22 protein-coding genes are annotated in these 25,712 nt (G+C 55.3%); 2 read left to right on the top strand and 20 right to left on the bottom strand.

What is annotated here, in order from left to right; genetic code table 11:
- Nucleotides 1–566: 566 nt before the first annotated feature.
- The 6 genes from GOV87_RS07245 to GOV87_RS07220 all read right to left on the bottom strand — a co-directional run bounded on the left by GOV87_RS07245 (nt 567) and on the right by GOV87_RS07220 (nt 8,569).
- Nucleotides 567–2,333, bottom strand: a complete 1,767-nt coding sequence (locus GOV87_RS07245; protein ID WP_171211304.1) for an adenylate/guanylate cyclase domain-containing protein — start codon at nt 2,331–2,333, stop codon at nt 567–569.
- 386 nt (nt 2,334–2,719) lie between these two features.
- Complete coding sequence (locus tag GOV87_RS07240) at nt 2,720–4,333, bottom strand: recombinase family protein (RefSeq protein ID WP_171211303.1); 1,614 nt, start codon at nt 4,331–4,333, stop codon at nt 2,720–2,722.
- Between the two features lie 274 nt (nt 4,334–4,607).
- Nucleotides 4,608–5,042: a hypothetical protein gene (locus GOV87_RS07235; RefSeq protein WP_170620594.1), complete on the bottom strand. Its 435-nt coding sequence runs from the start codon at nt 5,040–5,042 to the stop codon at nt 4,608–4,610.
- The gene (locus GOV87_RS07230) at nt 5,035–5,574 is read right to left on the bottom strand and encodes a hypothetical protein (RefSeq protein ID WP_171211302.1); all 540 of its coding nucleotides are present in this window, start codon (nt 5,572–5,574) and stop codon (nt 5,035–5,037) included. The genes GOV87_RS07235 and GOV87_RS07230 overlap by 8 nt, the downstream gene beginning before the upstream one ends.
- 165 nt (nt 5,575–5,739) lie before the next feature.
- Entirely contained in the window at nt 5,740–7,188 is a 1,449-nt protein-coding gene (locus GOV87_RS07225) for a hypothetical protein (protein WP_170620592.1), read from the bottom strand.
- A 157-nt stretch (nt 7,189–7,345) separates the two neighbouring features.
- The gene (locus GOV87_RS07220; protein ID WP_171211301.1) at nt 7,346–8,569 is read right to left on the bottom strand and encodes a MobA/MobL family protein; all 1,224 of its coding nucleotides are present in this window, start codon (nt 8,567–8,569) and stop codon (nt 7,346–7,348) included.
- A 215-nt stretch (nt 8,570–8,784) separates the two neighbouring features.
- Here GOV87_RS07220 and GOV87_RS07215 point away from each other — a divergent pair, with 215 nt between their 5' ends.
- Nucleotides 8,785–9,012 (top strand): hypothetical protein, encoded by a 228-nt coding sequence (locus tag GOV87_RS07215; RefSeq protein WP_170558884.1) that lies wholly within the window; start codon nt 8,785–8,787, stop codon nt 9,010–9,012.
- A gap of 103 nt (nt 9,013–9,115) precedes the next feature.
- Here GOV87_RS07215 and GOV87_RS07210 read toward each other — a convergent pair whose 3' ends face one another.
- The 13 genes from GOV87_RS07210 to GOV87_RS07150 all read right to left on the bottom strand — a co-directional run bounded on the left by GOV87_RS07210 (nt 9,116) and on the right by GOV87_RS07150 (nt 24,253).
- Nucleotides 9,116–10,897, bottom strand: a complete 1,782-nt coding sequence (locus GOV87_RS07210) for a thiamine pyrophosphate-binding protein (RefSeq protein ID WP_170602883.1) — start codon at nt 10,895–10,897, stop codon at nt 9,116–9,118.
- Complete coding sequence (locus GOV87_RS07205; RefSeq protein ID WP_170602882.1) at nt 10,897–12,306, bottom strand: aldehyde dehydrogenase family protein; 1,410 nt, start codon at nt 12,304–12,306, stop codon at nt 10,897–10,899. Before GOV87_RS07205 ends, GOV87_RS07210 begins: the two co-directional genes overlap by 1 nt.
- On the bottom strand, nt 12,287–13,201 hold the full coding sequence (locus GOV87_RS07200) for a sugar phosphate isomerase/epimerase (protein WP_171211300.1): 915 nt from the start codon (nt 13,199–13,201) through the stop codon (nt 12,287–12,289). Before GOV87_RS07200 ends, GOV87_RS07205 begins: the two co-directional genes overlap by 20 nt.
- A gap of 154 nt (nt 13,202–13,355) precedes the next feature.
- Nucleotides 13,356–14,546: a Gfo/Idh/MocA family protein gene (locus GOV87_RS07195; RefSeq protein ID WP_170602881.1), complete on the bottom strand. Its 1,191-nt coding sequence runs from the start codon at nt 14,544–14,546 to the stop codon at nt 13,356–13,358.
- The gene (locus GOV87_RS07190) at nt 14,539–15,213 is read right to left on the bottom strand and encodes a hypothetical protein (RefSeq protein ID WP_171211299.1); all 675 of its coding nucleotides are present in this window, start codon (nt 15,211–15,213) and stop codon (nt 14,539–14,541) included. The genes GOV87_RS07195 and GOV87_RS07190 overlap by 8 nt, the downstream gene beginning before the upstream one ends.
- Nucleotides 15,203–16,390 (bottom strand): Gfo/Idh/MocA family protein, encoded by a 1,188-nt coding sequence (locus tag GOV87_RS07185; protein ID WP_254447327.1) that lies wholly within the window; start codon nt 16,388–16,390, stop codon nt 15,203–15,205. The genes GOV87_RS07190 and GOV87_RS07185 overlap by 11 nt, the downstream gene beginning before the upstream one ends.
- Nucleotides 16,380–17,195 carry a citryl-CoA lyase gene (locus tag GOV87_RS07180; RefSeq protein WP_170620591.1) on the bottom strand — a complete coding sequence of 272 codons (816 nt, stop codon included), beginning with the start codon at nt 17,193–17,195 and terminating at the stop codon, nt 16,380–16,382. Before GOV87_RS07180 ends, GOV87_RS07185 begins: the two co-directional genes overlap by 11 nt.
- Nucleotides 17,192–18,064, bottom strand: a complete 873-nt coding sequence (locus GOV87_RS07175) for a shikimate dehydrogenase (protein WP_171211298.1) — start codon at nt 18,062–18,064, stop codon at nt 17,192–17,194. The genes GOV87_RS07180 and GOV87_RS07175 overlap by 4 nt, the downstream gene beginning before the upstream one ends.
- 1 nt (nt 18,065) lies before the next feature.
- Nucleotides 18,066–19,952, bottom strand: a complete 1,887-nt coding sequence (locus tag GOV87_RS07170; RefSeq protein ID WP_171211297.1) for a bifunctional sugar phosphate isomerase/epimerase/4-hydroxyphenylpyruvate dioxygenase family protein — start codon at nt 19,950–19,952, stop codon at nt 18,066–18,068.
- A complete protein-coding gene (locus GOV87_RS07165) occupies nt 19,952–21,247 on the bottom strand; it encodes a TRAP transporter large permease (RefSeq protein WP_171211296.1) in 1,296 nt (431 codons plus the stop codon). The genes GOV87_RS07170 and GOV87_RS07165 overlap by 1 nt, the downstream gene beginning before the upstream one ends.
- On the bottom strand, nt 21,244–21,819 hold the full coding sequence (locus tag GOV87_RS07160; RefSeq protein WP_170429693.1) for a TRAP transporter small permease: 576 nt from the start codon (nt 21,817–21,819) through the stop codon (nt 21,244–21,246). The genes GOV87_RS07165 and GOV87_RS07160 overlap by 4 nt, the downstream gene beginning before the upstream one ends.
- Before the next feature lie 30 nt (nt 21,820–21,849).
- Nucleotides 21,850–22,860 carry a TRAP transporter substrate-binding protein DctP gene (gene dctP, locus GOV87_RS07155; protein ID WP_170429695.1) on the bottom strand — a complete coding sequence of 337 codons (1,011 nt, stop codon included), beginning with the start codon at nt 22,858–22,860 and terminating at the stop codon, nt 21,850–21,852.
- A 100-nt stretch (nt 22,861–22,960) separates the two neighbouring features.
- Complete coding sequence (locus tag GOV87_RS07150; protein WP_254447326.1) at nt 22,961–24,253, bottom strand: Gfo/Idh/MocA family protein; 1,293 nt, start codon at nt 24,251–24,253, stop codon at nt 22,961–22,963.
- Between GOV87_RS07150 and GOV87_RS07145 the strand changes: the two genes are divergently transcribed.
- Entirely contained in the window at nt 24,252–24,905 is a 654-nt protein-coding gene (locus GOV87_RS07145; protein ID WP_170558863.1) for a GntR family transcriptional regulator, read from the top strand. The genes GOV87_RS07150 and GOV87_RS07145 overlap by 2 nt on opposite strands.
- A 382-nt stretch (nt 24,906–25,287) precedes the next feature.
- Here the strand turns inward: GOV87_RS07145 and GOV87_RS07140 are convergent, their stop codons facing one another.
- The gene (locus tag GOV87_RS07140; protein WP_171211295.1) at nt 25,288–25,695 is read right to left on the bottom strand and encodes an ectoine synthase; all 408 of its coding nucleotides are present in this window, start codon (nt 25,693–25,695) and stop codon (nt 25,288–25,290) included.
- Nucleotides 25,696–25,712: the final 17 nt, after the last annotated feature.

The following is a 25,712-nucleotide window of genomic DNA, read 5'->3' as shown; positions in this document are numbered from 1 at the left end:
ACCGCGCGAGCACGCCCGCTTTGGGCTCAATGCAGTCATTCGCTGCGATGTATATCAATTTCCGTTTACCAGCAGATCAGGTGCAAAAGCGCTTTTCAAGACCACAGGATCTTTCGTTTCACATTCCCAGATTTCTAAAACTGCCCCGCCTCAACCCAAGTTCTTCTGGCAAGATCGAAAAAGCTTCTGGCAGAATATAGCAAGCTGTTTTGAAGTGCGCCCTCCATATCCAAGCGTTAGATTGGAATGGAGATAGACGGATGCCGAATATCGAAAGACTAATTCAAGAACCAACTTTGGACCTGCTGAACAAAACCGTGACCAAGTTGGAAACAAAGGGTTGGAAGGCCATCGGTCCACCTGAAAAATCCAATACGGGCTTTTCGCAACTCATCCAGAGAAACTGTTGTTTATGTTGATAGCGCGGCCGCAGAAGACCAAACCCATAGCATCGTTGGCAGGCTAAGGGTTCATTGAAAAATGATCCAACCATCGACCTACAAAGCTGAGGAATGTTATGAAGTTAGGTTCCTAGCTGCTACAATCCTATCAGCACCAAAGGTTCGTCACACGACCGCGCGCAATAGACCTTCGTTCATATACCCTAGTACCTGGGACATCTCTTCGCGGAGTTGTTCATTGCGCCGACTGTCCTGGAAGCGCTCAATAGAAAGGAACCCTTCTAAATCGAATTCTGGATCTATCGTGGCCAGTCTTCGAATAGCCCGGTTCAACCGCTCTGGATCATCCAAATGCAAAGCGGCGGCGGCTCTGTACGCGGCGGCGCGACGGGTAAGTCGCGGGAATGCCGTTGCCGCCTGGAAACAAGCTTCCCAATCTCTTAGTGTGTAATGTGCAATTACTCCAACTTCTCGGCAGTACTCCGGAAGGTACGGATCAAGTGCTTCGGCACGCCTTTGAAAAACAAGCCCCTTTTCCCCGTCGCCTAAGTAGTTGTGAACATTTCCCGCGTGGGCGACGATATATGCATGGTTTGGCGTTATTTCGAGCGCGCGCGAGTAATGATAAAGCGCATTGTCAAAGTCTTCCTTGTACAGAGACAGTGACCCCATGATCCTGTGGACTTCAGCATCATTGCTATCTAACTCTAACGCCCGACGCCCCATTTCCCAGTAAAGATCGTCATCTTTTATCCCAAGCCATTCGTCCCGAGTTGCGACGGCGCAAGCCAGCCAAGCTTGAGCTCTGCCGAACGTCGGGTCCTTTTCCAATGCCTTTTTCAACCACTTCATTGCGGTTTCAGCATTCTCGCGCGTGACACCGCCAATGCGGTGATGATGAAGCCCACGTTTCAAGCAATCGTAAGCGGCCATGTCACTGGTCGGTTTTTCCCTGGCAGATTTTTCTGCTTGTTGTTCGACACGTCCTGCGACGGCGGCTGAGATTTTGGCAACCATATCGTCCTGAACATCAAACAGTTCGTCCACTTCGCAGTCATAATTCTCAGACCAAACTTGAGCACCGCTAAACCCATCAAAAAGACGCGCTGAGACCCTGACGCGTTCGCCCAAAACACGTACGCCACCCTCGACGGCGTAACGAACTCCCGTTTCTCCGCAAATCGTATCGGGCGAACAATCGCGCTCTTCCAAAGAGAAGCTAGCGTTTCGTGAAATCACGAATAACTCGGTGAATCGCGAGAGCTCTGTGATCACATCTTCTGTGAAACCTTCCGCAAAGTATTGTTGCTCTGGATCTGTACTGCGGTTTTGGAACGGAAGAACGATTACACCATTGTCGCGTTGCTGAGGTTTAGTAGCCTGTGTTTGAGGCAACCCCTTTGTGAGCATACAACTATGCAATCCGAGATCGCCCTCGACTGCATAAAGCTCGACTGCTTCGTCGATGTTTTTGAAACGCCGGTGACCAATTGGCTTGAATCGAACTTGCGCGCCGCGTTTAGCCTGTTCGAAAACGGCGTGCGAGACCAAAACCCCGCCCGGCTCAGCCTCTGCTTCGATTCGCGCAGCAATGTTCACGCCGTCTCCAAGCAGATCTTTTCCATCAACAATCACGTCGGCAAGATGTATGCCGATCCGCAATTGGAGACCGATTTCCTGAGCATTATGCGGGGCGGAAAGCTCGCGCTGCAATTCAAATGCGCCTCGTACCGCTGAAACCGGGCTGGCGAACTCTGCCAATGCTCCATCACCGGCCCAACTAATGACCCGAGCACCATGACGTTCTGCTAGTTCGCTGACTATATTCCGCAACCGTTTTAGTCGTGAAATTGTATCTGCTTCAGAGCGTTGCATCAAAGCGGAGTATCCGACAACGTCTGTCGCAAGCACCGTGGCAAGACGTCGTTCCATGCTGGTCTCCCGGTTAACAAACTATAACAGTATAGCAGTTCGGAGCACTTTAATCGATTGCGCGAAATTGAGAGCGGACAGTAAGGCTGAAAGCAAGCCCACAGAATATAGGACCTGAATTAAAGCATTCCAGAAATATTCTGCAAACGCCCGTTTGGTATCGCACACAGGCACGAGCAAGATATACGCCGCGGATTGCATAAACGTCCTCACAGGTTGGAGACAATGCGCTTGGGTAGCGTATGGGTGACACATACCTCTGTGGTTGAATGTGGCGGCGTGTGGTCCGATGTGGCGGCCTGCACACCTTAATCCTAACAAAGCCAAATAGTTAATGTGGTTGGCTGGGGCAGCTTGTGGCGTGGTGTGGGGCAAGCCGGACTGAATCATAATCCGCGTGTCGGGGGTTCAAGTCCCTCCTCCGCTACCACCAAACCCCCCACCTTTTTGGAACGGTTTGAAACCAAGGCGCTAAGGCGGCCCTTCACCTCGACAGGCACGCCGTCTTCCTCGGTCGGAGACACAACGATCTCCGAAATCAAGCCGCGCACCGCATCACGTGCTTTTGGATTCGGATTGCCGTTATGCGCCTGCATAGAAGAGATCATTTCATCCAGTGCCGTGACATACTTGGAAGCTGTCGCTGGATTGAACTCGAACGCCCGCTCCTTCTCGTCAAAGCTGGCCAACACATCCATGGCAACCGAAGCGCGTTCTTTGGCCTCAGTCAACTTTGCCTCTCCTTCGACTCCTTCAAGAATACCCATCTCGAAAAGTTCGATACGACGCGATAGCAGCTTGTTGGCTTCTGCTACCTTGCGTTCAAGTTTCTTCCTGTCTGGTTTGCCGGCTGCGTTGAGTTCGCGACGTTCTTCATTGTAGGCACGGATGAATTCATTGATGTAGGTTGGCGTCGACAGCTCTTTTCTTAGTTCGGCCAGCAGGGCGCTTTCGATCTTGTCGAGGCGAACCTTCCCATTATTGTTGCATGAGCCACTCTCTTTAGCCGCAGAGCAACGAATCCGGATAGCACTGCCCTTTCGGTCATGAATAGACATGCCACCACCGCAGCAACCGCACCTAAGCAGGCCCGAGAAATGACGCAAGGGTTTGCGAGTCGACTTTCCGGAGCGCTTATTTTCGGACTGCTTGGCCAACCGTTTCTGAACCGCATCCCACAGTTCCTCATCGATTAAACGTAGATGCGGAACCTCTGCATACTTCCAGTCTTCGGCCGGCTTTTCGCGGCTGACTCTTTTTCCCGTTGTCGGATCGCGCACCATCTTGACGCGATCCCAGACGAGGATGCCCGCGTAGAGTGAGTTGCGTAGGATTCCATAAGCGCGCTTCTTATTGCCGTTCAGCGTGGAAGCGTTCCACTTTGGCCCACGTGGCGGCAACTCACCCTGAGCGTTGAGATCATGAGCAATATCTCGCGGGGAGGCTCCTTTAGAGTAGGCCAAAAAAATTCGGCGTATAACTTTCGCTTCGTGTGCTTCGATCTGAAGCTCACCGGGTTTCCCCGATATGGGTGAGTAGCCATAAGCCTTGCCGCCGGCACTCAAACCCTTGGCAATGTTGCCTGACATTCCGCGATGAACTTTTTCACGGAGGTCCTTAAGGAACATCGTACCATAAAGGCCGCGGAAACCGATTTGAAGCTCGGACTGAACCCCTTCACTGGCAGAGATGATATCGACGCCTGCGAAGCTAAGCTGCTTTTGCACATACTGAAGATCTCCGATATCTCGGCTAATTCGGTCGACGCATTCGACAACCAATGCATCAATTTCGCCAGCTCTCGCTGCTTCGAGAAGATTGGCAAGGCCAACTCGCCCGACCAGGGTCGCGGATGACATGGCCTTGTCTTCAAAAACTTGGACTAATCGGTATTTCTCGCGTCTCAGGTAGCTTCGGCAAAGCTCCACCTGATCTTCAATGGAGCGCTCCGATTGGAGCGTGGTCGAATAGCGGGCGTAGATCGCAGCGCGGCGTTGCATTCTCTCGAGTTCCTCGCGTCTTGTTGTGCTGCCGCCCGGGCCAATTCCCGGACGAGCTCAAGCAAACCAACATCTGGCGTCGGGTTTTGCTTTGCTGCTGGGGACTTGGTGATCTCTTCACAAATCGAAAAATCGGTTTGGATCGGTTTTTGAACTGTCATGGTGCTCGCTTTATGTTTCAACGAGCGTGAGATCGGTCTCCTTTGGAAAATTTAGAAACGCAGTTTAATCCGAACGGTTCGGAGAGCGAGAAACGCTCTCCGAAGGCTGCAGGCTAAGTCTGCGTTTCAGCGATCACTCGACGTGTTATTCGGTCGGCTCGACGCAGGTTCTGGATGAGTTGAAGACATCTTTGAAGCGCCACCAAAGGTTCAACGCTCCGGTTCAATTCGGCTGCTCGATTTGTCAGCCGCTTGTTGATCCAAGCACCGCCCGGGCAATGCTCGTCCGCAATCACCTCGCTCACCCATCCGGCTTCTATCTCAGCCAAGACAGGTTGGAGCAGGGATTCGAGATCATTGAGATCGCGATCACCGAACATTTCACCCGCACGGAGGCGTGAGCCAAAACGATAAGCAATGCGCGCGCCACTGGGCGCCAGATTGTCGATTAGCGTGTCGAGTGCCTTCGACGCTGAGGGCACCATGTTGAGCGCATCGAGGATCGCTGCCTCGATGGGCAAAAGCTGCTGTGCGATGCTATCATACATAGCGCACCTCCCGCGTATCCGGCCGTCCCTTGCGCCGCGTTTCAACCGTGACGGCGCGTATCTTTCGACCCGAGCCTCTGCTGCCGAACCTACGGGAGCGCCGGATATCGCGTTCTGCATGTATTCGAGCGCGAACGCGATGAAGTCGATCCAGCGCTGCGTCGGCGAGTTCACCCAATACGGGCGTTCCATCGGAGTTTCTGTCGAAGCCGCTGTTGTTGACAGATACGGAAACACGTGGAGCCGCATTGAAGCGTGTTGGCGCCCTCAAAGAAGCCTGTTCCCGCTCCTCTTCCGAACGCACATCGACGCAATAGGCCTGCTTGCGTGGACAGGGGTTCGTTGTGCCGTAAGCCAGAACCGCAAAGCGCTCACCGGCCATTTCCTCGACATCAATAACCAGCGACGGCCGAACTTTGGGATCATCCTCTCCCATCGTTTCATGGGGGAAGCGAAACGCGACAACATCGCCAACTTTCAAACGGGATTTCCAGTTCTCGGAGGGCAGCGCGATTTCAGTTTGAAGTGTCATGAGACATCCTTCATCGAAGTTGAAAAGAGCCGCGTCTTCCACCGTGTTTGGGCTGGTTCCCACTTTCGGCTGCGCGACATCCGGACTGCGCAGTCGAAGGTGGGCGACCTGCCTTTTCCGCTGTTTCGGTTCTCGTCCGTGCGCTGTTGTCTGGTCTGTTGCAGCTTACCGATCTGTCGCCAGAGTGTTCGAAGTGTTTCCAATGGGTCGGTTGACGGGTGTTTCCGACTGCTGTGCCTCTGTTGGAGGGCCACAGAGTTCTCTGTGTCCAGAATGGTTCCCCTGTAGTGGACATGGACCTGTCCGGTCCGGAGCAACTGATAGCTCGGGGAGTGTTCCTGCCTTCTTGCGCGCGTAATACTGGGACCTACCAAGACCATAGTTCCGCCAGGGCTTGTTTCTCGATGCGCTGTTTTCGAGCAGGTATTGATCTCGCGAGGTACTCCCCTGAACAGCACGCCGTGCTCGTTCCCGTTCAGCTTTTCTGCGGTGGCGCTCTTCCGCTGGCATCACCTGACGCATGCTCAACTGACGCGCCATATCGGCTGATACGTCGAGACGCTCCGCAACAGTCGAGCCGCGGTAACAATATCTCTCGCTCTCGCTTGCATTGTCGCAAGCTTGCAGCTTTGACTTCGCAAGAGCCTGCTTGATGATTGCGTTTGTTTCGACCTGGCATAGCCCGGGCGTTGCCGTGTCTGCCGCTCGTTGAATGTGACCTTCGATGGCCTGGGTATCTGACTGATGGGTCAGGCAGGTGGCATAGAAATGCAGCCATGTGTTTCGGTACCCCACCGGGATCACCCCACCATGGTGAATCCGGTAAGCCTCAAGATCTTTGCGTATCTGTTCAAAACGCTCAGCTTGCGTCAAACCTCTGGGCATTGTCGGGGCGCCCGATGCCCGTTCCTGACGCTGCTTGCGGCGCTCTGCGAGTTCGGAACGAGTGGGCCGCCCGACGGCGGCAAAAATCTGATCGGCAAGGACATCGAAATCCTGGCGTTGGCAATTCCCACCAGACACCTGAACGACCCGGCCCGATTTCTCGTTTCGAGTGCCGGGAATGCGAAAGACGCGAGCTGGGTCATTGCAAGAACGATCCGAACCAAAGGGAGCAAGCAGATCCATCAATGCCCTGATTGCCGCCTGCCAGCGGGATAGCGCAGCAGGTGGCATCGAATGGATCAACCAGATTGCGGCCAGTCCTCGTCCCGTTCGCAAATAGAATGATGGCTCAGAGACACCGCGCATCAGAAGATGGCCCGCGACGGCTGCCTGAACGTCTTCTTCACCCTCAGCGCGCCAGCCGGGATCATTGTGATAGTCCAGATCGACATATAGCGAATTCAGGCTGACCAATCCTGAATTGCAGCGTGTGCCCTTAAACCGGTTCAGCGAGATAAACGATGTCCGATCCAGCAGCGCATGAAGACACGCTACAATCCCATCCGGAGAGCGTGTGAATTGTTGGCTTGGCTTCTCGGAATTCTTAATCAGAACGGCAGGATTCCCAATCACTCCTTGCGGATGGAGGAGTTGAACGTATTCCTCTGGTGAAACGGTGTGGGTGTCATCTGAATGCGGGGCAAAGTCGCGCGGATCGGTGTGCTTCATCCGCGGGAATTGGCTCTGCGGTCTTCGACACAGAAAAATCCAAGCAAACAAAGGTGTGGCCCGGGTGACGCCCTATTCCTGTCAACCGATCAACGGCACGAGTCCAAATAATGTAGATCGCATCCAGTGTTGTGCCCTGCAAAAACTGGCTTCGGTGTCATCGCGTACGCTGACGCGGCTTGCGTGTTCTTACACGCCGTATGTTGGAATCCCGATCATTCTGCTGGAGCTGAGGTGGGCGATACGCCTCAAGGTCGACGTCAGAGGAGAATTCCTCATCGAGGATGTCTAATGGATCGATGTTTATGCCTTCTGTCGCCCATCGAACCGCTTTCTGGTATGCTGTCTCAGTTCTTAGACATTCTATTTGCGACGAAGCTTCCAGCGCTGCTTTCACTTCGCGCTCGGATCTCGCCTCCAACATTCGACGTTTCTCATCGCTGACCGTTTTCTTGCGGGCAGCCTCTCTCACCCGCGCGATACGCTCCGCTTCGAGGTCGTCTCTCTGACGCTCCAGGGCGCGCAGCTGCAACCAAGAGTGCCAGAGTGTTGAATTGTGTTCTTGGACAGCCTGACGCCGCACTCCGGCAACTGTGTCGTCGCTTCCGCTTTCTTGCAGTCTGCGGCGCGACCTTGCAGATCTGCGTGGCCCGACATGATCTTGTCTTGCCATGCCATGCGGTGCATCGCCCGTCTTGGCCATTTCGGCATACGAACGAAGATCAACCCGCGCTGGAGAGCCAATCCTGCGCAGGGCCGCGTTGGTCCGCTTTTCCCATTCTCCACGGATAAGCTTGATTTCTCTTGGGCCTGAGGTTCTGTCGTCAAGAACACGCGTTTTCTCACCAAAATCGCCCGTGATCCTATCAACCTTCCGCGTCGTCATCAGGATGTGGGCGTGGAAATTCAGGTTGGTCTTCGATGGATTGAAGAGCCTCTGCTCGTAGTCTTCTCGCGTCAGTTCGAGTTTGCCCGCACTGTGTTGTTTCTCTTCCTCAGGGCACAGGAAACGCGGCGCGTGAATGTCGGCTTGAACGGCAACGCCGTATTCATCGCGAAGCCAGAGGCAGAAGCCGCGGACAAGACGGACCTGCTCGGGAAGCGGTAGCTCGCGTGGCAGGGATGGGCGCAGTTCGCGGATGACTCTTGCATTCTTTCGGCGTTCAGAACGCTCGGCTGCGTTCCAGAGCTCCTCGGCGTTTCCTGTCCAGTTGATCAATTCATGCGACAGGAGGCCACCCTTTCTGCCCGGCGAAAACCGTCGTCCAACCCGCGCATCCCGGAATGTGGTGCGCGCGGTGTAGGCGGCGGATTTGACGGCGGAGCGACCGTCGGCACGAGAATGCAGGATGACTTCGAGTCTGCTGGCGGGGTGTATCATGTAAAGGACATCGGGCTCCAACCCGAACTCTGCACAAAAAAGCCCGCGGCAGGCGCGCAGGCAAACCCCAAGTTTGCGTAACTGCGCGCATTGCCCAACGGGCATGCGGACGGCCGCTCACAAGGCGGCCTGGCGGAGTCACGTTTTCACGCAGGGGGAGCGAAGCCGGGATCCAGGCCGCATTTCCTGTTCGACCACTGAAAAGGGAGAACGAAATGGCGGACCTGGATCAACAAATCGAACAGGCGCGCGAGAGACTCAAGGACCTTCAGGCCAGGGCGAGCAAACAACGACGACGTAATGAAACGCGCAAAAAGGTTATCTATGGCGCTGCTGTTTTGAAGCTTCTCGAGGAAATTGAGAGAGACAAAGCTGATCGGTTGCTCAAGCTTCTGCACGAACGAATCTCACGCGACTCAGATCGAGAGCTGTTAGGGCTATAAACCCAGTTAGATCTTCTTGGGGCACTATAGGCTCTCAGAAGGGTTGGCTGACTTGGGCCTATTGAAAGTAAAAGACTGGCGCGGCTTACCGCGCTCAGTATCGTCAGGTCGCGACGTGAGAAACATCTTTGTCCGGCGAATAAATGTCCAGGATGTTCCAATGACCGGTCGTTGGTGTCGGGTTGTTGATCATTGGCACATCCAGCACGGTTGGCTTGCCACTGGCGATTGCCGCTTCCAATGCGGGCAACAGTTCGTCGGCAGCGCTAAGTCTGTGCCCTTCTGCGCCGTAGGCTCGCGCTATGTCGGCATAGCCCGGTCCGTTTGCGGGTGCGGCGGCTGATCCGGGGAACGTGGTTCCATAGGTCAATCCGTAATGCGCCTTTTGAAGGCCCGCGATAGTGCCGAAGGCGTTGTTGTTCATAACCAGCCAGATGATGCCCAGATCAAGCTCGACCGCGGTTGCCAGCATCGACGGATTCTGACCGAACCCCCCATCGCCAACAAGACTTATCACCACACGGTCAGGGGTTGCCAGTTTTGCGCCGATCGCTCCCGGAGGGCCAAAGCCCATCGTCGCGAACCCGCCCGGAGTCAGGATCGAACCAGGTGTCAGGATATCGAACTGTTGCCCAACACCGTTCTTGTTCCAGCCAACGTCCGTGGTGATGATGGCATCCTCAGGCAGTGCCTTGCGGGTATCCGCCAGAATACGCTCGGGCATCATCGGAAAGGCCGATGAGGTCGCCATTTCCTCGTTGCGCGCTTTGAAGTCCGTCCGGAAGCCAGCGATCTTCTGCTCCAGCGTGGGGCGCTTGAAGCCGTCCGGATACATCTCGCGGGCGACCCGGTTGAGGACACGCAATGCGGCCTTGGCGTCAGCAACGGCTCCGATCTCAGTGGGATAGTTCCGACCGATCTCCTGCGGCTCAATGTCGATATGAATGACCTTCGATCCGGGAATATTGAACGTGTAGCCAGGGTACCAACTTGAACAATCAGCCTCTTTGAACCGAGTGCCCACGGCAAAGATGTAGTCCGCATTCAAGCAGGACTGGTTGACCAACTCCGTGCCCCAAAACCCGGTCATTCCCAGCACAAGCGGGTGGTCGTCTCGCAACGCGCCTTTACCCATCAGGGAATGCGCGACGGGCAGGCCCATATGCTCAACAAATTCTCGCAACTCCTCGCTGGCCTGTGCCAGAAGAATACCGCCTCCGACATAAGCGACTGGGCTTTCGGCTTTAGCCAACGCTTCGACAATCTCGCCCGCTGTCTCGTCGTCAATCGACGGTTTCTTGAGAGCGCGCGTGTTGTCGCGAATACGGTCGAAACTGTCCGAGGGGATCACCTCTGAAAAGATGTCCATGGGAACATTGACCAGTACCGGCCCGGGCTGGCCGCTTTCAGCCAGATGGAACGCCTTTTCAAGAATCTCGGCCATTAAATCTGCACGGTCGACCCGCCAAGCGCGCTTCACGAAGGGTCGGTAAATCTCCCATTGGGCTGCGTCTGCATGCAGGTTCACTTCCTGATGCGGATGTTTACCGTAGTAATGCGTGGGAATGTCACCCGCGATCACGACCATCGGGATACAGTCCAGTGCGGCGTTGGCGACCCCGGTGGCGCAATTGGTCAGCCCTGGGGAGAGATGGGACAGCACCACCGAGGCCTTGCCCGTCACGCGGGCATAAGCGTCCGCCGCGTGGCTGGCTATTTGTTCGTGCCGTACGGTGACGAAATCGATGGGGCTTTCCGCCAGCGCGGCCAGAACCGCTATATTCGTGTGACCGCATAGACCGAACACATGTTTGACCTCACGACGCTCAAGGAAATCGACGATGTGCTCAGCAACGGTTTTGCCTTCCAATTTAGCCCCGTCCATCACGCGACCTCCTGTCCGTAGAACTCACCGAACAAGTCCGGCTCCGAGGGGCGATCCTCGGGGATGGGACGACTGACCCAAGTGTAGTTCATCATGTGTTTCATGGTGACGTTTTCGTTGGTGATGTTGCCCCCCCAAATGCCGCAGCCCAGGCTGCTGGTCATAGGCATGCCATTTGTCCAGGCACCCGCATTGGCCTTGGATTGAGGCTGTCGCACCATCATACGGCTGACCGGAGCCAGACGCGCCAACCGGTCGATGTGATCGTCATTGTGGCTGTAGATGCCGCAGGAATGGCCCTTGCCCCCGGTGTTGTAGATCTGGCTGACCGTTTCCAGCGCGTCATCGAACGTTTCGAAGTGATAAAGCGCCATCAGAGTGGTCAGCTTTTCCTTGGAGAACTTGTGCTGCGGGCCGATTTGCCCCTGGTTTTCAACCATCAGAAACTTTCGATCTTCGGGGATGCTAAAACCGGCGACCTTGGCCGTTTGCTGAGGCGGACAGGCGATGGTCGGAAACGTACGGCTTCCCTTTTCATCCCACATTGCCGCTTCGAGCATGGCCTTCTCTTCGTCCGAACACAGGTACCCGCCTTCGGCCTCCAGCGCCTTGATCATCTCGTCATAAACCGAGCGCTGGATGATGATGTTACCGTCGGCCGAGCAGCCCGACCCAAAGTCGGAGGTCTTTGAAATGCGAGTGTTCTGCGCGGCGATGTCCAGATCGGCGGTTTCATCAATGACAATGGATGAATTGCCTGCGCCAACACCATAGGCTGGACGCCCTGAACTGTACGCCGCTTTGACCATGGGTTTGCCGCCCGTCGCCAAAGTCAAGTCGCAGATCTCCATCAGATGTTGCGTCAATGGGATCGAGGGTTTGCGAATGGATTGAAACAAGTCCTCGGGGGCACCGGCGGCACGGCAGGCTGCGCGCATGACCTCGACCATCTCAAAGGTGGTGTGGGCGGTTCGCGGGTGCGGGCTGAAGATCACCGCATTCCGGGCGTTGGCGGCGGATACGCCGGTCACCGGTGGCGTCATCGCAGGGTTGGTCATTGGGATCAGGGATGCAATGACGCCAGCAGGTTTGGCATATTTCACAAGACCTTTTTCCTCATCAACCTCGACGATGCCGGTCGAGGGTGTGCGCAAGACATCTCGCAGCACCATGTGAATCTTGAAGCGCTTCGCTGGGCGGCCTTCGCGATCTCCGATACCGCTCTCGTCCACGCCTTGCTGGGCCAGCCGGGTGAAAGTTTTCTCGTTCCCTGCGTACCACGCAATGGCCTGAGACAGGCGGTCCAGCCTGTCCTGATCCCAATCCTCGATCTCGGCCATGGCAGCGCGGGCGCGTGCCAGCATATCTGCCGCCATGTTGCGGTCGTTTTCAGTGAGCTCTTTGCCCATGATGATCCTCTTGGTGTTTTGGAATTGCAGCATCAGGCGTGCGGCGCTGTGACCGCGCCTCGCCAAATGTTCGCTTGGCGTGGCTGAGACAGCGACGCGCGTGTTCTTCATATCCCAACTCGGCAACGCGGCTTTGGTTGGGCAGTTCGATGGAATAGTCGACGGGCGGCATCCGTTCGATGATGCCGGTGAAGTCAATCCAGCCTTCGCCGGGATAGAGCCGCGCATCGCGCGCCAGCTGGATCATGCCCTCGCGCGTATCGGCGATGCCGGGCAGGCAATCAGAGATATGCAGGAAGTGAAACAGGTCCGAGGGGACGTGTAGCAACTCTCCCAGATCAACGCGACTGAGGTGCAGATAAAGCGTATCGACCAGAATACCGCCATTCGGTTGATCAGAGGCGCGGACAATATCCAGGGCCTCATCCAGAGTGCGCAAGCGAGAGAAGCTTGGGAACTCCAGGTCCACTGTTAGCCCGTAGGGCGCCGCCAGTTCGCAGGTTTCAGAATAGACGTCGATCAGGAAGTCACGATCATCGCGGGTATTGGTCCAAGCGCTCATGATCATGCGTTTAGCGCCCAATTCCCCACCGATCTCAAGAGAAGGTTCAAAACTGCGCGGATCGACGTCTTCCGTGATGCGCGCAAGTTCGACATCGAGGACTTTCAAGCCAGTGGTAGAGAGAGCAGTTTTGGTGGCCTGCACCTGTGCCCTGTCGATTGGGGATTGAGTGAATTCACCGGGCACATGCATCGGAATGAATCGGGGGCTGACGGCATCGTAACCGGCCCGTGCGGCGATATAGACCAGCTCGGGCGGCGTACAGCCAATCAGCGTCAGATGCGCCAAGGAATAGAGAGAGGGGCTTGTGCCAGCCTCTTCGGGTTTCGCCATGAATGACAGCTCCGGGTGTCTGCGAATCTTATTTTCATCACACGTAGTAAAAAATATCTGATATTTTTTAAAATATCAACTTTTAATACTGAGCGGAAAATAGAAACGCCCGAGCAATAGCCCGGGCGTGTTTAACCTTTATGCTGGCAGAGCCTTAGAGAGTGACCCAGTCACCTCCGGACTGGTGAGAGCGCACGGAGGCATCAATAAACCGGACGCCATCTGCACCTTGTTCGACACTGGGATAAGTAAGCCAATCGGCCGGAACGGTGACGCCATCCCGGCGCGCGGCTACGGCCATGGCAAATTCCATATAGAGGTTGGCCCAGGCTTCGATAATCCCCTCAGGGAAGCCGCGCGCGGTACGGATAAGACGTTCTGCGCCGGGGCCGATGCCATGCCCGTGACCTCGGCTTATGATATTATCCGGTTCACCAAACCGATTGAACTTCAGCTGCTCCGAATTCTCTAAATCCCACTCGAGGCCGCCTTCGCTCCCAAATATCCGCAACCTCAACCCACCCCGATTTCCCGGGGCAAGTCGTGTTGCCATCAAGGTTCCCGGAATTTCATTTTGGTAGCGGGTGAACATGAACACCGTGTCTTCTAAAGGCTTTGGCGCGCCGCAAACATGGAACTCGGCCCTCAGGTCGGTCAAGGGCAGACCCGAGACAAAGCTGGCGAGATGCGCGGCATGGGTGCCGATATCGCCGACACAGCTGGTTGGACCAGAAATCTTTGGGTCCAGCCGCCATTTGACGTGGGGCGCATCAGCAACATCATCGGGCGTCATCCAGTCTTGCATGAACTCGACGTGGATTTGGTTGATTTTACCGATGCCGCCTTCCGCCACGATTTGTTTGGCCTGACGGATTACTGGAAAACACGACATCGCATAGCCGACAGCAAAGATGTGTCCCGTGCGCGCGGTAATCTCCTCAAGCCCCTCGGCCTCGTCGACTTCGTTGGTCAGCGGCTTGTCGCACAGCACGTCAATACCCGCCTCCAGAAACGCTTTGGCCGCTTCGAAATGAACGTGGTTCGGGGTAGTGATCATTACGGCATCCACGCCATCCAGGCGCGCCGCCTCGGCCTTTGCCATCTCGGCGAATGACGCATAGCACCGGTCGGCCGACAGAAACCACTCGACCCCACGCGCCTTGCTGCGCGCAGCGTCAGAACTGAGCGCGCCAGCGACGACCTCCCACAGGTCGGTCATCCGCGCAGCCGTTGCTTGCGTGACGGAGATCCGTCCTCCGCCAACAACACCCAGCCGCAAACGGCGAGACAACCGAGGGAAAGGGCCGTCGAAGTTCAGGTCTTGGGGTAAAAGTCTCTCAGCCATTCTGAATCTCCATTTCCGAGACCCGTACGCCTTTCGGCAGCATTTCCACCGCCATGAAAATGCTGGGGGTAATCGTCTCGTATTGATGCCAAGGATAGTTGCCTTCGGCGTCATACATCGGTTTGTGCGTCGTGCCAGGGGCCATGAATTCTTCGAGGTAAAGGGTTTCAACATCCCGCTCACGGCATTGCTGCATTTTGCCAAAGCCTACGATTTGCGTATGCACTTCGCGAAACCCCGGTACCGGGCAGAACGGATGATCCTTGTGCAATCCGACATTCAATGGGACCGAACCTGAATGGTACATGGTCAGTCCAACGTTACCCACGAAGACCTTTGGCGACATGTAGTGGCTGACACCGCGCAGACGCTCCTCTTGGCGAACATCAAATGCAGATGGCCATGTATCTTTCACCCATGCGAACAACTCGCTCTCATCGGCATGGGCGTCGAACCCGTGGACAATTACTGCGCGTTCCACACCTTTGAGTGAGCTATCTTGCACGATAACAGACGAAAGCGGTGCAACGGCCTGATCCTCGACAGAGAGATTTCGCCGCCCAAGGTTAAGGACGATGGCGCGACCCTCGACAGAAATTCTGTCTTCACTGGTGATGTGCTGGACGCGAAAGAATGGCTGGGCAAAGTCGAGTGTCTCAATCGGCATGAACCAACTCCTTCCTCTCATTCAATAGGAAATCGACCGGCAGAGGCTCCGGAGCCGCGCAACGGCTTTCTATGGTCTGATAGGCACCAAATTTCGGCGCCCGCTCGATCGCGTCCATGACCTCGAAAACGTGGTAGGCAAGCGCTCCACTTGCACGGGGTTGGCGTCCTTCTTGCGCCGCCAGGGCCAGATCCATAAGGCCGAGACCACGGCTGTCCTCATTGAACCCATGTTTGTTGTCGACCACCTGCCAGCCTTCGCGACCGGTTGGGCGCGGCTGATGAGACCAGCGCGAGGTCTCCCGCGTTTTCAGCCAGACATCCCCTTGAAAGATATTGGCACCATGAACCGGGTCAGGGTCTGGGATGCTAATGGTGCCGTTTTCACCGTAGATCTCGAACCGCGGCGTTTCGCTGTCCCAGACGTCGAAGCTCATGGTCATCGACCCTATAGCTCCGGAAGAGAACTGCAGCAGGCTTAGGGAATGCGTGTCGACCTCGACATCCATCCATTCTCCGTTGCGAGGGCCATTTTCGATCATCCTTTTGTCGAACGTGCGCCGAGCCATTCCGGCGACGCGGTCAATTTGCCCAAGGCAAAAAATCATGGCGGTCAGGTAGTACGGCCCAAGGTCCAGCAATGGCCCACCACCCGCCTTATAGTAGAAATCCGGATTGGGATGGTGGCGCTCCGTCCCGTGGGTCCCGACATGGGCAAAAACCCCTGTCGGCTTGCCAATGGCACCCTCGTCGATCAAGCGCCGAACGGTCTGCCAGCGACCGCCCAGAAATGTGTCGGGGGCGCAACCGACCAGTAACCCCTTTTCAGAGGCCATGTGCAGGATCGCCTTTCCATCCGTTCGATCCATAACCAGCGGCTTTTCTGAATAGACGTGTTTGCCCGCCTCCAGAGCGCGCAGGCTGATTTCGGCATGGGCCGCCGGAATTGTCAGATTCAAAACGCAGTCAATTGTCGGATCGTAAAACACTTCATCTGGTGTGTAAGCCTTGGCGATGCCGTATTTATCCGCCTTCGCGCGGCTTTCCAAAGGATCGAGGCTTGCGCAAGCCACGACCTCTATGTTCGAGAATTTGGATAGTGTTTTTAGATAGATATCGCTGATACGACCACAGCCAATAAGGCCGACCCGGAAGGATTTCGATGTCTCACGTGTCATCATTCCTGTCTTCGTAGAGGGGCAAGTAATTTGGGGGCATCGGCCCTTTATTTCGGCCACCCTGGTTCATCTGTTCCCAAGCGTGGGCGAGTATTCCGACCGAGCGGGACAGGCAGAACAGCCCTCGCGACAAGGGCGCAGGAAAGCCAAGTTCGCAGAAGATCACGGCCGTCGCTCCGTCAATATTCATGGCAATTGGCCGACCGCCTCGTTGACGACCGAGTTCGGCTTGAACCTCTTCTCCGATATCGGCAAACCGGCCAGAAACTGTGCCTTCTGCCGCCGCATCACGAACAAGTTGCATCAAACGTGGTGCGCGTGGGTCGACAGGCTTGTGAAACCTGTGACCAAAGCCCGATACGATCTTGCCGTAGGTCTCGCGCCAACTGTCCAAGCCATCCCGAACAGCGTCATTCAGCGAACCTCCTGCATCCATGCGGGCGGCGATATCATAATACAGCTCAGCACATTGCTCTCCTGCACCTCCATGCACGTCGCCCAGCATGTTCACCGCAGTCGCCATCGCATTATTGAGACCTACCCCGCAGGTGGCAGCCATACGCGCAGCCGCGATCGAGGGGGCCTGCGGACCGTGATCCACGCCTGCGACCAAAGCAGCCTCGAACAGGCGCGCCTGTGCGTCGCTCGGCAGATCGCCCCGCACCATTAGCCAGATCATCTGCGGGAAAGATACGTTCCCGATCAGGTCCTCTATGGCGTTGCCACGAAAAGCGATCTGACCGGGCTTCATGTCGATGATGGAGGTACGCCACCATTGGCGGATAGCTTGCTCGTCGTTTGTCATACCGTTGCACCTCTAAACTCGCGCATGCGCTGCTGACGAAGTGAATCGAAAACGCTTTGAAGACGACTGATTGAGGCGGTGCAGCCGGTGAAGATCTCAAAAGACGCTGCAGCCTGATGAACTGCCATTCCAGCACCATTCATCACTTTTAACCCGGTTGTGCGGGCGCTGTTCAGAAGGTGTGTCTCGAGCGGGCAATATACTATATCTGCCACCCAAGCATCCGGCCGCAACAATGATGGATCAATTACCGACCCTGGGTACTTATCCATCCCGAGCGGTGTCGCGTTGACCACTCCGTCCACAAATTTGACCCGATCCAACGAAATCGAGGGGGAACCCTGAAGCTTTGCATAAGGGCGCAAGACCTTTAGTCGACTGACCAGCGCTTGCGCTCGGTGGAAGTCAGGATCGATAATCTCCAGATCTCGAACACCTGAATCAAGCAAAGCCAAAGAGACTGCACTGCCGGCGCCACCAGCACCAAACATGAGAACCGTTTCAGTCTTCGATGATCCCAAAAAATCTCCGAAGGCACTGTAGAAACCTATGTAGTCGGTGTTGTGGCCAACCATTCGGTCGTCACGAAAAACCACCGCGTTGACAGCTTGAAGCTCCTCGGCAGTCTTGGAAAGCTCATCAAGATGATCAATCACCGACGCTTTGTAGGGGTGTGTCACGTTGACCGCCGCACAGCCTAATTCAACGGAATAATGCAGTAAATCAGCGACCGACATTCCACGAAATGGCTCTTTTGCCGTGTCGATCCTACCGTAGCTCAGATCGATACCCTGCGCCCGGCCCTCCGCCTCGTGCATCTCAGGCGTCATGGAGCCAGAAATCCCTTGCCCGATTAGTGCGGCCTTCATTTTAGGTTGTTCCTTCCGCCATGTGGTTTCGCGTTTGCGCCGCTAATCGAAACGCAGCATTACGCGCGCCATAGCCGGCGTAGCCAGTTCGGCGCTCAACAATTTCAAAGAAAAAGCCGTTAAAGATGGGGCGACTGAAGATCTGAAAATACTCGGCACCCCCCGCCTGGTCGTAGAGTATGTTATCCCTGCGCATTTGGGCGATCAGGTCTTCACTTAACCCGAATGTCGCTTGCAGATCAGCGTAGTAGTTTTCTGGGATGGACAGACTGGGAAAGCCGGACTTCCGCAATTGGGCCGAGGTTTCAAATATGTCGTCCGACTGGAAGGCGATGTGCTGAACACCGGCGCCAAAACCGTCTTCAACGAATGAAGCCGCCAGTGTTCGACGCCCAACTGCTCCATTCAGGTTTAATCGCACTTCGCCCTCGGGGCTTTCGATGGCTTGGCTTTGCACAACACCCGACGGGTCGGCAACGTTCACGATCGGGGATTTTGCCATCTCAAAAGTCGAAATGTAATAGAGCAGCCAGCTTTGCATCTCATCGTTACGCATCGTCTGCGCCAGATGGTCAATGCGGCGCAGACCGGCGGGCTGGATCGCTTTGGTCTTGGCGACTGGCTCGAACTCGATGTCCCAAACCCGATGCAGATCGGATTTCTCATCTATGAAATGGACAACATTGCCACCAACACCTCGGATGGCCGGGATGTCCAGTTCCCCGGTCCCTACCGGCTGTGAGAAATTCGGCGCGCCCAACGCGGTCGCTCGCTGAACCGTCTGATCCGCATCTTTGACACGCAACCCCATATCACAAACGGACGGGCCGTGACCCAGAAACGCCGAATGGGCAAATCCTTCCTTTTCGGTATTCACGACGATGTTTATCGCGCCCTGCCGCCATAGCTCGACGGACTTGCTTACGTGTTTTCGCTCCATTCGAAAACACATTGCTGACAGCATTTCTGCCAGCTGCGCACCGCTTGTTTCGTCGGCTGTGAATTCGACGAATTCGAAGCCTGACGCATAGACGCGTTCCGGCAGGTCCGGGGTGCCGAAATCGGTTCCCGGCTCGGTCCGTGATACCTCATCCAAGAGGTTCACCAGCGACCTGTAGCTGTCTCGGGCCAGTGTTCGGCCACCGGGTTGAGGAGCTGCTTCGTTGACGCGCGCAATGGACCAAGGCCCCTTGTACCCGGCGCGGGACAACACGCGTACAAAGCCCGCAAGGTTCAGCGACCCAAGCCCCGGCAAAAGCCCAAAGTGCCGTTTGAGCCGACGTATATCCATCTCGAACCGGGGTGCATCGGACAGTTGTACATGGAACAGCCGATCGCCGGGAATGTCCCGAAGGCGGGCTGGTTTGGACCCGTCGGCAAGCGAGAAGAAGGAATTCATGGCCAACCCAAAATGAGGGCTGTCAATTGCTTCGACGACGCGTAACGCCTGCTCATCCGAGTGAATAAGATCCGACCATGGCAAGCCCATATAGGCCAGACGCATCCCCATTTCTTTAGCGATTTGGGCCGCCTCGCCAAGATCTGCGATTACCTGTTCTTCGGTCGCGGCGACATCGACCTCGAAGGCAGATCCGATAAGCAGCAATTCCGTTCCCAACTCGCTCATCAGGTCGAGTTTGCGCTTCAGTCGATCAAAGGCGCGCTCACGTCCGGCATCGGGCTGGCCTTCAAGGTTATGGAAGGGTTGTAGCAGGCAAATCTTCAGGCCGAAGTCCGATGCAATTTCGCGGACTTGCGATGGCGATCCGTCAAAAGCGGTCAAATCCGGTTCGTGTAATTCGACACCCCCGAATCCCGCGTCAGCGATAGCACTCAGCTTTTCAGCCAGATCACCGGGGATCGACGTTGTCGAAACCGAGAGGCACATTATCCCTGATATCCAAACACACGCGGCAACCACAGGACCAGATCCGGCATCAGCATCATGATCACCAAGGCGAAGATGAGAACCGCGAGGAAGGCCCAGATTTCCGAGATGATTTCGCGCAGCGGAATGTCCGTCACAGCGTTGATCACAAAGAGTAGAATGCCATAGGGAGGCGTGATCAGACCGATCATCGAGTTCACGACGACCAGAACTCCGAAATGCACAAGATCAATCCCGAGCGCTTCGCAGGTCGGAATGAAAAGGGGAACAATCACCAGGATTATCGTTGTTGCGTCTAAAACGCATCCCAGCGCGAGGATCAGCAGGTTTACGAGGATCAGGAACACAATCGGGCTGACATCAGAACCCTCCAGCAGCGCCGAGATAGACTGCGGTATTTGCTCCTGAATAACGATGAAGTTCAGAATGAACGCGCCCCCAATGACCACCCCGACGGCTGCGGAAGAGCGCGCGCTGTCGACGAACACTTGATAAAGGCCACGGAAGGTCAGCGCGCGGTAGAACAACGCTGCCAGAAGCAGGGCGTAGAATGCAGCCACTGCTGCGGCCTCAGTTGGAGTGGTGACGCCGCCATATATGCCGTATAGCAGGATTGCGGGCATCAGCAGTGCCGGAAACGCGTTTGCGGTTTTAGCCGGCAATTCGCGCAGTGGAACAGGTTCTTCCAATGCAAAGTTCCGCTTTCCGGCCAGATAATAGTTCATCGCCATGAGGACGACGCCCATGATCAGGCCCGGAAGAATACCGGCCAGGAACAGCGACCCGATAGAGGCCTTGGAAACGAGCGCGTACAAAACCATCGGGATCGAGGGCGGAATGATCGGTCCAATCGTCGCCGACGCCGCCGTGATCGCGGCTGCGTAACCTCGGCTGTAGCGGCCATCTTTAGTCATCATTTCAATGATAATCTTGCCGATCCCCGCGGCATCCGCGACAGCCGAGCCGGACATACCGGAAAAGATCAGAGACGCTACCACGTTTACGTGCCCGAGGCCGCCCTTGAAACGACCGACAGCTGCAACGCAGAAGTTCAGCAGACGGTCCGTGATCGAACCAGCGTTCATGATATTCGCGGCGACGATGAACAAAGGCACGGCAAGCAGGATCGTGCTTTTGTAGAAGCCTTGCAGGATCTTCTCGCCTGCGAGTGCTACGTCCAGTCCGGCTGTGCCCAGATACACCAATGAGGCCAAGAGGATGGAATAGCCGATAGGTGTCCCGATGCCTGCCAGAAGAAAGAGAGTGAGCAGGCAGGAAAGAAGTTCAAAACTCATTTCTTAACTTCCTCGTCCTCTTCGACGTCGACACGGGGATGGTCGTCAACCACGTTGTATCCAACAACCAGTTCCAACTCTGTCTTTGGGGGGCCATTGCGCATGACGTCGAAGAATAGCCACGCGTAGCGCGCTGCGACGACCAGCATGAATACCGCGTAAATCGAGAATACTGTGCGCAAAGGTATCTTCTCGCCGGAAAACGGATTGCGGACAGTCGATGTCTTGCGGATTTTCATCCAATCGATGTAGTCCCACGTCGGAAGGAAGCTGTAGAGCATACCGACCACGATCGCTGCAGCCGCCAGCATCGCAAAGACCTGCCGCACGCGCATCGGTACGGAAAGGTAGATGATGTCGAACTTCACGTGATCCCGTTCTCGCACTATGAAAGCGCAACTGAAGAAGATCACCCAGACCCACAGAATGCCGATGAGTTCAAGCGTCCATCCGGCGGGGGTAAAGAAGTAGCGCAAGAGTATTTGCAATAGGAAGATCAGGAAGATTGCCGCCAGCATCCCGCCGGCAATCGCTTCGGTCAGTCGGGAGAACCCCTTCATAAAGGCTTTCATTATGGTTCTCCCTCCCTTGTCTTGCTGGGCTCAGTTGCCCAGAGCGTTTATCTGATCCAGAACGCCTTCGGGCCATGAACCTGCGAACTCGCTGTCCAGATACATAGACTGTACCTGATCGCGGAACGCCGCGAGATCGGGTTCATAGATCTCCATGCCTTGCTCTTTCAGGAAGCTGACAAGATCTTCTTCTTTCTGAAGCTGCTTCTGACGGCCTGATTCAGCTGCTGCGTCCGCAGCTTCCTGAACCTTGGCTTGCTGTTCCGGTGTCAGCCCGTCCCAAACCTCTTTGCCGATAGCGATATAGTTCAAGTCGACCAAGTGCGATGTCAGTATGATCTGATTGGTCACTTCGTAGAATTTGGCATCAACAACGGTTGGCAATGGGTTGTCCTGACCGTCAACGGCACCGGTCGACAGAGCTGTGTAAACCTCTGAGAACGCCATTGGTGTCGGGGCAGCACCCAGCGCTTTGCCAAGGAACTGCCACGCATCTGTGCCCGGCATCCGCAGGTTCACACCCTCCAGATCAGCCGGGGTGCTGACGGTCAGTTCATCCTTGGGTTGGCGCAGGTTCACCTGACGACGGCCCAGATACATGACCGACAGCAGTTTGACGCCCAGTTCTTCTTCGGCCTTTTGCTTAAAGGCATCCATCAAGGGATCGTTGAAGACAGCCACCTGATGCGCGGCGTCCTGGTGGACATAGCCTGCTGTAAAGATCGAAAACTCGGGGAAGAACTGTGCCAGTTCCTGCGCCGAGGTGATCGACATTTCCAGGTTACCCCGACTGATGGCGTCCAATTCGGTGCCTTGAGCGAAGATGGTTCCGTTATAGCTGGGCTCGTAGCTTGCGAAATCAGCGACCATGGGTGCGAAAACCTCGGCCATGGCGACCGAGCGCTGATCGGTCTCCGATCCTGATGTTGCGAGGCGAAGTTGCACTTTGTCTTCCGCCAGCGCACCACTTGTTGCGCTAAACAGAACACCGGTTGCGACCAGGGCCGATACAGCAGCCCGGCGGGTAAGTTTGGTAATCACTTTGCTCCTCCCTGAGACATCATGATGCTTCTTTTTTGCGATTCAGAGTTTTGACCTATTTTGGACATTTTGCAAGATTTTTTACAAAATATCTGATATTTTAGACTGCCGTCATACCTACCATTGGTGTTTTTTGTAAGTTTTTGATCCTGACCGTATCACCTGTTCTGCAGGAATTCTGAATAGCTTCAATAACTTGAAGTGTTCTGAAACCTTCCCATCCAGACACAATCGGTTCTGCTTCGTGCCGAGCTACTTCAACAAAGTGCCTAAGCTGATTGACCAGTGGGTCAGACGCACCCTTCTTCAGCGCGGTTGATGAGATTGGCGTCCACCAGTCCCTTTGCTCACCCTGGTAACTCCACAATCGAAGATCGGGAACGGACAACGAACCATGAGAGCCACCTATCATGTAGCTACTCTCAGTGGTCGACGGATAGATTGGATATTCCTGAGACGTCATCTCCCAGCTCCATGGAGCAACGATGCTGTCGGACACACTTATGGTCCCGATCGCCCCGCTTTCAAACGTCAACAGCGCGCCGGCGACATCTTCGTTGTCGTAACCCCGCTGCGATGAAGCCGACTGAGCCTGAACGGTCACGACTTCTCCGGCCAGGTACCGCAGCAGATCCACATCGTGGACAAGATTGACCGAGATGGGCCCTGCACCGGGTTTCTTTCTCCAGGGCGCAGCATCAAAATACTCGTCTGGCTTATAGAACCAGCAATTCGCATGGACAGCGCGCACATCTCCAATCTTCCCATCGACAATGGCTTCCTTAGCCGACCGGATCAGAGGATTGTGCCGACGATGATGTCCCACCATCAGTGGCACATTAGCCTTCTCCGCTGCTTGAACAAGCGCAAGCGCAGCAGTGGCTTCCACGGCGATCGGTTTTTCGACGAGAACGGGACAACCATGTCGAATACACGTGAGGCCTTGCTCAACATGAAGCGTGGTCGGGGTCGCAAGAACAGCTCCGTCCGGCGTCTGATTTGCAAACACTTCTTTAAGGGTCTCGTAGCATGCGACCCCGTGCTCAACGGCGTAAGCACGACCTTCATCGCTGGGGTCGACCACCGCGACGAGATCAACATGGCGCAACGCTCGGATCGCGTCCGCGTGGCGGCGTCCAACAAGACCAATGCCGACAATGGCAATGCGAAAATTCTTAGACACTTTGCTTCCTTCCGGAGGGTCTGGAAAATCCCGAAACCGATGATTGCGATCGGGCTGCTTTGCCCAACTTGGCCACGACCGTATTGGGGTTTTCGCGATTCCGCAATAATGTATGATATTTTTATTTTTACCATACATCAGTTTGGATTGCTGATGTCTCTGAAAAATGCTAATTGAACGAGGAAACTGATAATATCGGGTGAAACGCATGGCGAAACAGCCGTCTACGATAGGTGCAAGCACCTATCAGCGCATCAAGCGGGACATCATCTTCGGGGAGCTGCAGCCCGGCTCCAAACTGAAGCTGGACGCCTTGAAGGAACGCTACTCGGCAAGCCTTTCGACACTTCGTGAAACGCTGAACAGGCTCGCCAGCGACGGATTTGTCGAAGCCCCAGAGCAACGGGGTTTCCTGGTCACGCCAGTTTCACGAGAAGACCTGACCGAGATATCAGAGCTGCGTGTCCTGTTGGAATGCCACGCGTTGGAGTTATCCATCGAGAATGGTGACACGGATTGGGAGGGGAACCTCGTCGCCGCGCATCATAAGCTGCATTTGATGGAGCAACGGCTTCTCAAAGGAGATGACTCTGAGAAAGAAACCTGGAAGAGGTACGACTCGGAGTTTCATCAAGCAATGATAGCAGCCTGCAACTCCAAGAATCTTCTATCCCTTCACTCAATCATCTATGACAAATATCTTCGTTACCAGATGCTCGTACTGACCTATCGAGGTGAGGTAGCAGCCAAAGAACACAAACACATGTTCGATGCCGCATTGGCCAGAGACGCGAATATGGCCAAGAAGTTGTTGGAAGATCACATCCGAAATGGCCTCGCCCACACGTTGGAGGCTATGTAGGCCATTCCGCCGTGCCGCAATTGCGGCGGCCTCCAACTCGGAGCAACGCGGTGAAGTCCAATATCTTTTGATCGAATTCGCCAGTCAGGTTACCGCTACGACAATTGACCTTTCAGCTTACCCCTCGAAGGTCGCGGCACACGTATTTTACAGAGTGTTAATGTGTGGGGTTTGTGTCCAAGACGGACCTCCGCTACCATTATCCCCCTCATTTTCCGTTAGGTACGTGAACTTCTCGCCGTTGGTTTTGCGTGGAATGTGCACTGGGTGACAATCCGGATAACAGCAGATGAAAATTCACCTGCGAAAGGTGTTGGGATTCGCTGCACGGGCGTTGCATGAGTTGAAACTGCGCCGCACATCGCATTCTTAGTTGGGCTGTTCAGACCTCGCCGCCATCATCGTGATCCAAGGGCGCATAGCTTCCATCCTTGCGATGCACTTCCCGTCCACTTAGCGGCGGATTGAAAACGCAGACTAGCCGCAGGTCCGTGTCTGTCGCACGCACCACATGCCGGTCGTGTAGATCCAGCGCATACAGGGTGAATGGCTCAAGGGTGTGCCATGTGTCATCGTCAAACGCCTTGATCTGCCCTTTACCTTCGATACAATAGCACGCCTCGAAATGATGTTTATATTCAAGCTCAAGCACAGCGCCCTTTTTGATGATCGTGTCCGTCAGCGAAAACCCCAATCCGTCAGAGGCAAGCAGCAACCTTCGGCTGCTCCACCCCGGACCAGAGACGTCCCGATCTGTCTCAAGGATATCTGCAAGTGCTGTAACAATCATCTTTCTCCGCCTTTTTG

Origin of the sequence: Ruegeria sp. HKCCA5426, assembly GCF_013034585.1 — a bacterium.
Taxonomy (GTDB): domain Bacteria; phylum Pseudomonadota; class Alphaproteobacteria; order Rhodobacterales; family Rhodobacteraceae; genus Ruegeria.
The sequence above is the reverse complement of the archived record's forward strand: the minus strand, read 5'-3'. Positions and strand labels throughout refer to the sequence as shown.